This window comes from Methylophilus sp. DMC18 (assembly GCF_056314005.1).
Genome location: NZ_JBQUZE010000004.1, coordinates 245517 through 257447, shown reverse-complemented (window position 1 = coordinate 257447; position 11931 = coordinate 245517). Strand labels below are relative to the sequence as shown.

Here is an 11931-nt window from a genome sequence, read left to right as displayed (position 1 = left end):
GCCTATTTACTCACGGACAAATCTGAATTGAGCAGAATGGCGCCGCTGGTCACGATGCGCTCACCCGGGTTTAAGCCGGTTTTCACGGTGGCATATTCCCGCCGTTGTAAATCCAGCACGACTTTACGCTTGCTAAAATGCAAGGGCTGCTCTTCTACAAAGACATAGCTGTAGAGTCCCTCGGTAATCAGGGCACTGTTGGGCACGCGGATGACGCGATGCTGGCTGGTATCCAGCGGCGTGATGCGCGCATACATTTCTGGCTTGAGCTTGCCTTTGCTGTCGAGCAGGCAACGCACAGGAATACGTCGCGTGGTCGGGTCTACCATGATGCCTATTGTTTTAATTTCGCCGTCAAACACCTCGTCAGGATAGGCATCCACCTGGACACTGAGCTTTTGCCCTTGCGAAATCCGGCTCAAGTCCCGCTCTGGCAAATCGATACTGGCCCAGACGTGGCTGGGGTCCGTGATCAAAAACAAAGGATCTGCCGCATCGGGGCGGACCTCGCTGCCGGGATTCACTTTCCGGTCAACCACCACCCCCGCGATTGGCGAGCGCACGACATAGCGATCACTGGCCCCGGTCGACACCCGCAGGTTTTTCAACCTCGCCATCGCGCGCTCATGTTCTGCACGCGCACTCGCCCAGTCCGCCTGTGCGACTTCCATGTCTTTTCTGGCCAGCACGCCGCCCTCTACCAGCATGCGGCTACGCTCCAGCGCCTGTTGTTTGAGTCCCAAATCTGCCTGTGCTTTGCGCACATCCGCGACCGCTGCCCCCACATCCGGCGAGTCCATCACCAGCAAGGGCTGACCGGCTTTCACGGCTTCGCCTATTTGTGCCTGAATATTCAGCGCTCGTCCGGCCACCGGCGAATACACCCGTGCTGTCCGGTTTTCATCAAACACAATCTTGCCGTTGAGCGGCTCGGTCACCGGCACCGGGATCTCGGTGACGGGTTCAATTTTGAGACTGTTTAATTGTGGCGAACCCGGCGTCAGTACAATCTGGTTGGCAGGCTGCGCGGGCACGCGGGCATTTTTGTCTGCCGCCATGGCTGAAGCCATGCAAACCACTATCGCGCACAAGATAAATACGAACTGGCGCATCGCCTTGACGGTAGCAGGAGGGGAAGCCATGGAAGTGAATGAGCGCATCATAAAATTATTCTTGATAGACAAATGCCTGGCGGGTGGCCGCTAACCAGGCGGATAGGGACTTGGCATAATCAGCTTTGACACTGACTGCCTCCAGTTGGAGCGTGCGTAAAATACGTCGTGCATCGAGCAAATCCATGACATTCATGGCGCCATGCTTGTAGGCAAACTCTGCCGCGTCTGCTGCATTTTGCGCTTCACGCAGAATGCTCTGGTCAAAACGTCGATTTTTATCAATCGCGGCATCCAAATCTGCTTTGGCCTGCCTCATTTCGGCAATCGCCGCCGCCTGCACGCGCTCTCTGGCCTCGATTGCACTGGTATAGCCAACTTCAGCCCGTGCGGCCTCGCCCTCATACTGATAATTGGTAAACAAGGGAATACTCAATGAAGCGCCTATGGTATCTGGTGCCGATCCAGGCTCCTGCCCGGGAAAATGCTGGTAAGCAAACGACCAGGTAAAATCTCTGACCTTGAGCGACTCCGCAAGCTTTCTGGTCTGCTGGGCCTGCTCCATGCGCGCTTCAGCAGCCTTCACATCCGGACGTTGTGGTAACCAGCCAGTGTCTTTCTCAGCCGCTGGATTGGCCGAGGGCTCTGTAATCAGGGCGGGCCAGGGGTCCGTCACACGGAGCTTACTCGCATCCTGATCCTTGCCAAGCAAGTAAGCCAGCATGGTTTGCGCTTTTTGCACAGTCGCCTCAGCCTGGCGCAAATCATTGCTGGCCCGCAGGGCATCTACCCGGATGCGCGCTACATCGGCCGACGCCACATCGCCTGCTTTCAGACGTAATTGCGCTGCCTGCAGTGTTTTCTCGTAGCTACTGACATTCGCCTGCTGAATGAGCAGACTTTCCTGGGCAAGTTTGAGATCAAAATAGGCCGTGGCCATGGCCAATGCCTGTTGACGATAGGTTTCCCCCAGGTCGAGCCGGCTCGCTTTGACCGCACTTTCCGCCACGGCAGAACGCAGTGCCCGCTTGTCACCACGCTCATACAACTGAGTGACCTGCACCGCCGAGTTATAGGTTTGATCCAACAGGTCTCGTTTGCCGTTTTGGTTTTTATTGCCTTGGCCGCGATTGAGGTTGAGACTGGAAAGGCCGAGTGACAAGACCGGGTTTGGTTTTTGGCCAGCAATCAGGGTATCGGCTTCTGCACTTTCAATCGCCCGCTTGGCAGCAAGCAGATCACGGTTATTGCCTGCAAACACAAGTTCCGCCTGCTGCAGGCTGAGCTGGTCCCATGCAATGGCTGGAGCGACACCGGAATCCGCAACCGCCTCAAAACAGACCATCAGCAACACGCAAAGCCAGCCCTGCTGACGCCTCAACATAACACCTATCCCTGTGCTCATCACTTAAATTTTTATGGTATACACCTGATTATCCTTATCATAGTAGGCTTATCTGCTTACGACAATCTTTCACTGAACGCATCCTGACAAAAAAGAGTCTATTGTAAACACCGTCAGCCATGGACAAGGCCGCGGGCTTTATAGACAATCCTCCTTATGACACAACATTTCAAGATTCCCGTTTCCGCATTGGTGTTGATTCATACGCCAGATTTGCAAGTACTGTTGATGGAGCGTACGGACAAACCGGGATACTGGCAGTCAGTGACCGGGAGCATAGAAGCAGAAGAATCGCCCTATCAGGCAGCGATTCGCGAAGTGCGGGAAGAAACCGGCCTGGACGCGCTGGCTTACGACTTTGAAGATTGGCACGCCAGCAATGTGTATGAAATCTATCCGCATTGGCGTCACCGATATGCGCCCGGCGTCACTCAAAACACCGAGCACCTGTTTGGCTTGTGTCTGCCGGAACCACAACCAGTCACGCTGGCGCCAGACGAACACACGCGCTATGAATGGGTAGACTGGCGGCAAGCGGCTAAAAAAGTCTTCAGCTGGACGAATGTGGATGCCCTTAGACGGCTGGGTGAAAAACACCGTTTAACACTGTAATTGCCAGCTTTGCAATTGGGATAAATCCACATCGGTTGTAAAATAGCGTTTTACCCTCAACTAATGGCTATGACCATGCAAACCGCCACTATCAAATTTGAAAAGTTCCAGTCGGCCAAAGACGATGACTGTCAGGCCCGTATTCTGGCTGCCCGCGAAAAGCTGGGTAAGCGACTGGTGATTCTGGGCCACCATTACCAGCACGAGAGTGTTTACCGCCATGCGGATTACTCTGGTGACTCACTGAAACTGTCTAAATATTGTGACAGCCTGGATGCGGAATACATCGTCTTTCTGGGTGTGCATTTCATGGCCGAGGTGGCTGACATCTTGAGCCGCCCGGATCAGGTCGTGATCTTGCCAGACTTGGCCGCAGGCTGCTCCATGGCAGACATGGCCAATCTGGCCAAGGTTGAGCGTAGCTATCGAGAACTCAGCAAAGTGCTTAATTTTGATGAGACCATCACACCGGTCACGTATATCAACTCCGCGGCGGACCTGAAAGCCTTCTGTGGTGAACATGGCGGCATTGTGTGCACCAGCACCAACGCCCCCAAAATCCTGGAGTGGGGTTTCAGCCAGCGCGAAAAAATCCTGTTCTTTCCGGATCAGCATCTGGGCCGTTGGAGCGGCTACAAAATGGGTATCCCATTAGAGCAAATGCCTGTCTGGGATCCAGATCTGCCCATGGGCGGCTTGACCGAACAGCAAATCAAAGACGCAAAAATCCTGCTGTGGAAAGGTCATTGCTCAGTACACCAGATGTTCCGCAAACAGAATATCGACCAGTTCCGCGCCCAGCATCCAGATGGCAAAGTCATTTCTCACCCGGAAACGGCGTTTGAGGTCTGCATCAACTCAGATTATGTTGGCTCTACAGAATACATCTTGCGTACCGTGAGTGAAGCCGAGCCTGGCACGAAATGGCTGGTAGGCACCGAATTGAACCTGGTCACACGCCTGGCCGAAGAAATGAAACCGCAAAACAAGCTGGTACAGTTCATGAGCCATGTCGTTTGCGAATGCTCAACCATGGCGCGTATTGACCCGCAACACCTGGCCTGGTGCCTGGAAAACCTGGCCGACGGCAATGTGGTCAACCAGATTAAAGTGCCCGCGCATGAAGCCAAACTGGCCAAACTCACACTGGATAGAATGCTGGCCGTTTCCTGATGCGTGATTGCCCGCTGTGCCAACCAACCCCCTACGACTTGCTATGGCAGGATGATTTTTGCCGGGTAGTGTTATTGCACGACGCAGATTACCCTGCCTATTGCCGGGTGGAATTAATTGCACACGTCAAAGAAATGACCGACCTGCCTCCCGCAGCGCGAGCACGCACCATGAAAGTCGTGTTTGCTGTCGAAACTGCACTGCGGGAAGTCATACAACCGGATAAAATCAACCTGGCTAGCCTGGGTAATAAAACGCCGCATATGCACTGGCATGTGTTGCCAAGATTCGAGAGTGACAAACACTTTCCGAATAGCCACTGGGGCAGCGCTATGCGGGATTCCGAGAGTCAGCCTATGAGACAGGATGTTCGGGATCACCTACAACGCGTTGTAACTATGCGAGTGGAATGTGCGCTCAATAGCTAAAGCTTAAAGAGCTCCTCGATATTTAGGAGTTAGTGTTGCAACAGCTGTTGTAACGCATACCCACCCTCATCACTATCGTAATCACCATTTCGTGCGGGTGCACTAAGCATGCTTCTTAAGCCAGCTGCTTACGCCCCTCAACCATCCCAGTAAATCATCCACGTAGGTGTACAGCACCGGGATCACCACCAGACTCAGCACGGTTGAAGTAATTAATCCGCCAATCACCGTAATCGCCATTGGCGCGCGGAAGCTAGGATCCGCACTCCAGCCCAGTGCAATCGGCAGCATACCGGCAGCCATGGCAATGGTGGTCATGACAATCGGCCGCGCACGTTTATGGCACCCATCGATAATCGCATCAAACCGGCTTAACTGGCGCTCTTTTCTGGCCATGATGGTGTACTCCACCAGCAAGATCGAGTTTTTGGTCACCACACCCATCAACATCAACAACCCAATCACACTCGGCATGGAGAAGCTGTTGTGGGTGACCAGCAAGGCAAAGAAGGCCCCACCCAGTGACAAGGGCAGCGCCCCCAAGATGGTTACTGGTTGCAGAAAGTCGCCAAACAGCAAGACCAGCACCACATAGATGCACATCACGCCGATGACCATGGCGCCGCCAAAGCTGGCAAACAACTCGTTCATGCGTTTGGCGTCACCTGACTCCAGCTGCTTCACGCTGGGCGGCAGCGATTGCATGGCGGGCAGCTGTTGTACTTCACGCATGACCTCACCAATCTGACGCTTGTTGAGTTCGATATCGAAGGTCACATTACGCATGCGGTCCATACGGTCAATTTGCTGCGGCCCACTGCCCATGCGAACGGTGGCCACGGTTTCCAGACTGACACTGCCGTTGCGTGCGGGTACCCGCAGTTGGGCAATTTCTTGCAAACTGGTGCGTACACTGGAACCCAATCGCACCCGGATTGGCACCTGGCGCTGAGGCAAATTGAGCTTGGGCATGGTATTGGAGAAGTCGCCAGAGGTAGCAATGCGAATCACCTGTGCAATCGACTCTACCGTCACCCCCAGCTCGGCGGCCTTGTCGATATCGGGGATGATCTGCACCTCTGGCCGTTGCAGGCTGGCACTGGATGTGATGTTGCCGACACCGCTCAAGGTACGCAATTGTTGCTCCAGCTGTTGGCTGGCATTGCCCAGCGCAATGCCATCATCGCTGGCCAGTGTGATCTGCAGTTTTTCACCGGATTCCCCAATGCCGACGTTGACGCGTGCGCCCGGCAAGGCCTTGAGTCGCTCACGTAACTCGGCTTCAATTTCGGATTGCTTCTGATGCCGCTCACTACGATCCGTCAGACTAATCACCAAGCTGCCCTTGCGCACATCCGTACTATTCTGAGAAGCATTGGGCCCACCTCCACCGGTGCTGGCCGTGCCCGCTGCGCTAAACACCGCCTTCACTTCCGGGTGCTGCTTGACGATCTGCTCTGCCAGACTAACCACTTCGCGCGTCTGTTCCAGCGCGGTCCCCGGCTGCAACTCAATATTGACCTTGGTCTGGCTACTGTCAGAGGAAGGCACAAAGCCTTTGGGCAACAGTGGCATCAAACTCAATGAGCCTACAATGAACAATACAAATGCCAGCACCACGGTTTTGCGGTGGCGCAAACACCACTCCACACTGCGTAAGTAAGCGCGCATAAAGCCAGAGATTTGTTCTTCCTTGACTGGGTGCGGTTTTAACAAATAGGCTGACATCATCGGCGTCAACAAGCGGGCGACGACCAGCGAGCCCATGATCGCAATGGCCGCCGTAATGCCAAACTGCTTGAAGAATTTACCCGGAATACCGCCCATAAATGCGGTGGGTAGAAAAATCGCCACCAGCGTAAATGTAGTGGCAATCACCGCAAAGCCGATTTCATCAGCGGCCTCCATGGCGGCCTGATAAGGGGATTTGCCCATGCGCAGGTGGCGGACAATGTTTTCGATTTCCACAATGGCATCATCAACCAGAATCCCCACCACTAGCGCCATGGCAAGCAAAGTAAGAATATTGAGCGAGAAGCCGAAATATTGCATAAATGCAAAGGTCGGGATCATGGATAAAGGCAGAGCGACGGCGGCAATAATGGTGGCGCGCCAGTCGCGCAAAAACCACCACACCACCAGAATAGCGAGCAAAGCCCCCTCGTACAGCAATTGCATGGAGCCGTGATAGTTATCTTCTACCGGCTTGACCATGTTAAAGGCCTCCACAATCTTCACTTGTGGATGCAAGACCCTGAATTTTTCCAGCGCGGCACGCACATCTTTGGCCACCGTCACCTCACTGGTGCCTTTGCTACGCGTAATTTCAAACCGGATGACTGGCTTGCTATCATAGCTCGCATAGGTGGTGCGCTCGGCATAGGTATCAATCACCTCCGCCACTTGCGACAACTTGATGTGGCGACCATCGCCGATGGGAATATCCAGATTGCGGACTTCATCCGCACTATGCAAGGCGCCCAGGGTGCGTACCGACTGAATATTGTCGCCAATATCCCCTCGCCCGCCCGAGGCATCCTGCTGTACGCGTTTGAGCTGTGCAGACACATCGCTGACATTGACGCCCAAACCCGCCATCAAGGTCGGATCAAGATTAACCTGCACTTCGCGGTCTACGCCACCGGTACGCGTAATCTTGCCCACGCCATTCACTGCCAGCATGGCCTTGCTCACTTCGTTGTCAACAAACCACGATAGCTCGCCTTCATCCATATTGTCAGCCGAGGCGACGAAAGTGAGGATCGCGCTGCCGGAGGTCGTCACTTTAGACACGGTAGGCGTCAGTACCGCAGCGGGCAACTCCGAGCGGGCGCTATCAACCGCATTGCGTACCAGATTCAGCGCCTCTTCACTGTTGGTATCTATAGTGAACTGCACACTGATGCTGACACTGCCATCGGTGATTTTGGTGGTCATGTGCTCGATCCCACCAATGGTCGCAATCTTGTCTTCAATCTTGCGGGCCACTTCGGTTTCCAGCTGTGGCGGGGCCGCGCCCTCCAGCGTCGCACTGACCGAAATCACCGGCAGCTCAATATCCGGAAAGTTCTGTTTGCCTAATTGATTAAGTGATTTGAGACCAAGAAAGCTCAACACCACGAACAGCAGAATGGCGGGAACCGGATTGCGGATAGACCAGGCTGAAAAATTCATTTTGCAGCCTCAGGTTTGGTCACCGTCACGATTTTGACCCTATCCCCATCGTTGAGAAAAGCGCCACCACTGAGCACCAGCGAGGCCCCTGCCTCCACGCCACCAAGCAACTCTATCAGCTGCTCGCGGGTACGGCCGGTTTGTACCTTGCGCTGTGCGACCTGGCTGATACCGTCAGCCCCGGATGGCGCCAGTTCAAACACATAGGCAAAGCCATCGCGGTAGGTGACGGCACTCAGTGGGACCGCCAACCCTTGCTGCTGGCCGATATCCACCTGTCCCTGCACATACATGCCAGGCTTGGCACTGCCTTTGGGGATATCCACATACACCAGCGCATTACGGGTATTGTTGTCGACGGTCGGCGAAATCAACCGCACGGTCCCGGCTACCTTCTTGCCGCCCGGCAAACTCAGGTTGACCGCTTGTCCGGCATGCAAAGCATTTTGCTGATCCGCATTCACCTCACCGCGCCACTCAATACGACTTTGCCGCACCAGTCTGAATAACTCCGCCCCGGCCGACACCACATTCCCCAAATTGGCAGAACGTGATGAAATGACCCCATCGTCAGGCGCCACCACTTTGGTCTGGCGCAAGCGGATTTTCTGGTTCTCCAGCTCCGCCTCGGACAAGGCGAGATTGGCCCGTGCCGTCTGCTCGGCAATCATGTATTCATTGATTTTTTGCGCCGATAGCGCGCCACTGTCCTTGATTTCACGCGCACGGTCTGCATTACTCTTTGCTTCAGCCAGCGCGGCCTTGTCTTTTTCAACCGTGGCGAGCTGTTTTTGCAAATCCGCCTTGACGGTTTCATCGGCCAAGACAACCAGCAACTGTCCCTTGCTCACTTGCGCGCCGACATCGGCCAGCACTTGCTGTATGCGCAATCCAGCTATTTCCGCACTGACCAGGGCCTCTTGCCAGGGATAGACGCTGCCATTTAGCATCAGAGTCGTCTGCCATTGCACCTTCACGGGCCGGGTGACCTCCACGCTCAAGGCGGCTTTGCCCTTGCCCGCTGACTGCGGCGCATGTTCTGTTTCAGTTTGATTGACGGCCGCGCGGTTAGCACGTTTTTCTGCCAGCTCGGCCTGATGCCGCGGATGTTGCCAGAACCAGGCACTCACACCCACCAGCACGGCCGCAATGATTAAGAATTTGGTTTTTTTTGTCAGTCTGCTCGCCATTTTTATTTACCTTTTTTCCATGGGCTTGAGGATGATGGGTTTCACCGTCGCCTGTGTTTCCAGCCAGTCACCACCAAATGCCTTGTATAGCGCAATCCACTGCAACACACGGTTTTTTTGCTGGGTGATAACGTTCAGCTCGGCATTAATTTTTTGCCTGCGGGCATCTTCGAGTGACAATAAATCCAGCCCGCCTGATTTCCAGTTGATCTCGGCGGCCTTGAAATATTGCTGATATTGCTGGGCACTGGCCTGCTCGGAGGTAGCGCGGCGGGTAGCACTTTCCAGATTCACCAAAGCCTGCTCTACTTCTTTGACAGCATTACGCACATCCTGCTGATAGGTTGCCAGCAAGCTATCGTAATTGGCACGCGCTTCTGCCAGATCCGCACGCAAAGTGCCTCCATCAAAAATCGGCAACTTGAGAGAAGGGCCATACGACCAGGAGTCGGTGCGTGTCACCGTGCCATTAAAGTTGGTGCGGCGATAGCCGATCGATCCGGTCAGGGTCAGGCTAGGGTACATCTGGGCTTTGGAGACGCCGATATTGGCACTGGCTTCCGCCAAGTTGCGCTCATCAATGGCCAGGTCTGGGCGCCGGGTCAGTAAACTGGCCGGCAAGGCCTGCACGTCAAACATGGCAGGCTCTGGCAAGCTTTTGCCTTTCGCCAACCATTGACGCAACTCAGGCTCAGGCAAATTGGTCAACGCCACCAGCGCTTTTACCAGTCCATCACATTCGGCTTGCTGCCCATCCAGCGTAGACTCACTGGCGCGTGTCGCTGCCTCTGCGAGTGCCAGGTCTGACGGAGCGGAGAAACCAGCCTTGGCAGAAATGCCTGTCAAACGCGCGGTCTCTTTACGAGAGTCATAGGCCTGTTGCAGGGCGTCTACCGATGCCTGGCAGGCACGGTAATTCACATAATTATTTGCTACCTCGGCGGCCAGGCTCAAGCGTGCATCGTGCCAGGCAATTTTCTTGGACTCCAGTTGCGCTTTGGCTGCCTGCTTGGCGGCTTTCACCTTGCCAAACAAATCCACTTCCCAGCTGGCATCCAGTGAAATCGAATCAACTTCAATGGTACTGGCCGGAAACGCGCCACCACCACCGCCTTTACTCTTGGTGGCACTGCCGGTGCTGGTTAAATCAGGGATCCCTTGCGCACGGGCAGACAAGACATTGGCGCGCGACACACGGATATTGGCCAGCGCAATTTCAAGCGAGGGACTTTCTTTCTGTGCCTCAGTGAGCAGATGGTCAAGCACAGGATCGTTGAATTGCCCCCACCAATTGTTCAGCGACGCCAGATTGCCGCCATGCGGCAACGGCGCTTGCCATTCTGTAGCTACCTTGGGTTTTGGGCGGATATATTCATCCATCACCGAGCAACTCGCCAGCGGCAAACACACGACAGCCAACCATAGCGGCAGGCGACGCAGGTTTACCGCAACCTTTAAGACAGGCTGCTTCATTTTTGTTCCATCCCGTGTAATCCTCTCAAGAATAACTGCACCACAAATGCAATGTGTGCTTCTGCATCCCAATCTGCTTCTTGCACCCCGAATAATGCTTTATGGCGAGGGCCGGCGATCAGTAGCTCGCAATAAGACTCAGCCGCCCGCATAAAATTCAGTTGTGGCAACTCGCCTTTATCCGCATACGTTTTAAAGATATTTGCCAACATTTGATAGATGCGCTCCGGCCCCACTTCTTTGACTGCCCTCGCCAACTCCGGTAAATGTGATACTTCTGAAATCGCAATTCTAAAAAAGGACACCATGCGCGGTTCAAGGACTTTTTTCAACATCAGTCGCCCGATATGCGTGAGCACCGTGGCCAGCGACGGGTCGGCTAACTGCTCAAGATTGGTCATGGCACGCACATCCTGCTCCACCATGTGCTTGAGCGCAGCGATCAATAACGCATCCTTGTTGCTGTAACGCTCATAGATGGTTCGCGTCGAGACGCCACAGGTTGCGGCAATCCGTGCAATACTGGTCCGTGCCACACCCTCGGTCATAAACAGTTCGAGGGCCTGCGCCAGAAATTGGGCGTGCCGCTCCTGTGTTGTCCCGGTTTTTGGCCGCCCCACCTTAGGTTTGGCAGCGGCTGTGCGTGTAGAAGGCATGTCGTCCTGCGTATCCATAAAATAAAAATAAAACGTTTTATTTTCAATTTTATGAAGATTCTAAAAAAGCGCAAGCAGTTTGTTGTATCTGGCTGGCTACAAAGCGCTTAAGAGCATAGTTTAGTTTGTTATACTCGCTGCACTTTTTAATCGCAGGCAGTCGCCATGGCTCTCAAATCCACCATTTATAAAATCAATCTCAATATTGCGGATATGGACAGGCATTACTATCAGACGCATATGCTGACCTTGGCCAAGCACCCCTCGGAAACAGAAGAGCGACTGATGGTCAGACTGCTGGCGTTTGTGCTCTATGCGGACGAAGCCTTGCAATTTGGCAAAGGCCTGAGTGACGACGATGAGCCGGATCTCTGGCAAAAAGACCTTACCGGGGCAATAGAACGCTGGATAGGCGTCGGCCTGCCTGACGAGCGTGAGATTCGCAAAGCCTGCGGAAAAGCCAAGCGAGTGGTGCAAGTGCTTTATGGTGGCAGAACTGCAGAGATGTGGTGGGAGCAACACCAAAAAGCCATGCTTAAACTGGATAATGTCACGGTGATTAACCTGCCAGAGACCAGTGCCCTGACCGCCGCTGCCTCACGCAGCCTGAGCATGAGCGTCACCATACAAGATCAGCAATTATTAGTGAGTCATGACAACGGGAGTTTTGAGCTTTCTCCCGTCATCCTCAAGGCTTAGCATCCTTCT

At 54.2% G+C, this 11931-nt stretch carries 10 protein-coding genes; 4 read left to right on the top strand and 6 right to left on the bottom strand.

Features of this window, described 5'->3' with window-relative positions; translation table 11 throughout:
• Nucleotides 1–2 precede the first annotated feature (2 nt).
• Together ACT53G_RS11170 and ACT53G_RS11165 are read right to left on the bottom strand one after the other, a co-directional pair.
• The gene (locus tag ACT53G_RS11170; RefSeq protein ID WP_476169433.1) at nt 3–1163 is read right to left on the bottom strand and encodes an efflux RND transporter periplasmic adaptor subunit; all 1161 of its coding nucleotides are present in this window, start codon (nt 1161–1163) and stop codon (nt 3–5) included.
• 4 nt (nt 1164–1167) lie between these two features.
• Nucleotides 1168–2496, bottom strand: coding sequence for a TolC family protein (locus ACT53G_RS11165; RefSeq protein WP_476169432.1), 1329 nt, complete (start codon nt 2494–2496; stop codon nt 1168–1170).
• Nucleotides 2497–2673: 177 nt separating this feature from the next.
• Here ACT53G_RS11165 and nudB point away from each other — a divergent pair, with 177 nt between their 5' ends.
• The 3 genes from nudB to ACT53G_RS11150 all read left to right on the top strand — a co-directional run bounded on the left by nudB (nt 2674) and on the right by ACT53G_RS11150 (nt 4730).
• Nucleotides 2674–3129 carry a dihydroneopterin triphosphate diphosphatase gene (gene nudB / locus ACT53G_RS11160; RefSeq protein ID WP_476169431.1) on the top strand — a complete coding sequence of 152 codons (456 nt, stop codon included), beginning with the start codon at nt 2674–2676 and terminating at the stop codon, nt 3127–3129.
• A 75-nt stretch (nt 3130–3204) separates the two neighbouring features.
• Nucleotides 3205–4302, top strand: a complete 1098-nt coding sequence (gene nadA, locus ACT53G_RS11155; RefSeq protein WP_275357573.1) for a quinolinate synthase NadA — start codon at nt 3205–3207, stop codon at nt 4300–4302.
• Complete coding sequence (locus tag ACT53G_RS11150) at nt 4302–4730, top strand: HIT family protein (protein WP_379074035.1); 429 nt, start codon at nt 4302–4304, stop codon at nt 4728–4730. Before nadA ends, ACT53G_RS11150 begins: the two co-directional genes overlap by 1 nt.
• Before the next feature lie 102 nt (nt 4731–4832).
• Here ACT53G_RS11150 and ACT53G_RS11145 read toward each other — a convergent pair whose 3' ends face one another.
• From ACT53G_RS11145 to ACT53G_RS11130, 4 genes are read right to left on the bottom strand one after another with little or no spacing between them, the layout of a single operon-like run.
• On the bottom strand, nt 4833–7904 hold the full coding sequence (locus ACT53G_RS11145) for an efflux RND transporter permease subunit (protein ID WP_379074033.1): 3072 nt from the start codon (nt 7902–7904) through the stop codon (nt 4833–4835).
• Complete coding sequence (locus tag ACT53G_RS11140; protein ID WP_379074031.1) at nt 7901–9094, bottom strand: efflux RND transporter periplasmic adaptor subunit; 1194 nt, start codon at nt 9092–9094, stop codon at nt 7901–7903. The genes ACT53G_RS11145 and ACT53G_RS11140 overlap by 4 nt, the downstream gene beginning before the upstream one ends.
• A 6-nt stretch (nt 9095–9100) precedes the next feature.
• Nucleotides 9101–10567 (bottom strand): efflux transporter outer membrane subunit, encoded by a 1467-nt coding sequence (locus ACT53G_RS11135; RefSeq protein WP_194749020.1) that lies wholly within the window; start codon nt 10565–10567, stop codon nt 9101–9103.
• The gene (locus ACT53G_RS11130) at nt 10564–11223 is read right to left on the bottom strand and encodes a TetR/AcrR family transcriptional regulator (RefSeq protein ID WP_194749021.1); all 660 of its coding nucleotides are present in this window, start codon (nt 11221–11223) and stop codon (nt 10564–10566) included. The genes ACT53G_RS11135 and ACT53G_RS11130 overlap by 4 nt, the downstream gene beginning before the upstream one ends.
• Nucleotides 11224–11388: 165 nt before the next feature.
• On the opposite strand from ACT53G_RS11130, the gene ACT53G_RS11125 reads away from it, so the two are divergent.
• Nucleotides 11389–11922, top strand: coding sequence for a YaeQ family protein (locus ACT53G_RS11125; RefSeq protein WP_476169430.1), 534 nt, complete (start codon nt 11389–11391; stop codon nt 11920–11922).
• Nucleotides 11923–11931: the final 9 nt, after the last annotated feature.